Annotated in this window: 1 protein-coding gene; it reads left to right on the forward strand. The window is 71.9% G+C overall.

Features of this window, described 5'->3' with window-relative positions; all coding sequences use genetic code 11:
• A partial coding sequence (locus SB773_RS34205) for a hypothetical protein (protein WP_410594957.1) occupies nt 1-242 on the forward strand: 242 nt, incomplete at both ends.

Genomic DNA, 242 nt, shown 5'->3' on the forward strand with positions numbered 1-242 from the left:
CTCGGCGGCGGTCGGTTCCAGTCAGGCCGTGGGCATCGTTCTCGGAGTCGGGCTGGTGGTCCTCCTCGGTCTCGGCATCCGCGACGGCTACCTGCTGCTCGCCGGCGTGATCGCGGTCATCGGCTCGGCAGCCGCCATGCTCCTGCCCGACCCGCCGAGCGTCGAGGCGATGCGCCCGAAGACGGTGGGGCGTCGTCGGCTGGCGTCTCTGCGCGACCGGGATTTCGCCTGGATGCTCTCCG

Origin of the sequence: Bacillus sp. SIMBA_074 (genome assembly GCF_046534555.1) — a bacterium.
Lineage (GTDB): Bacteria > Bacillota > Bacilli > Bacillales > Bacillaceae_G > Bacillus_A > Bacillus_A mycoides.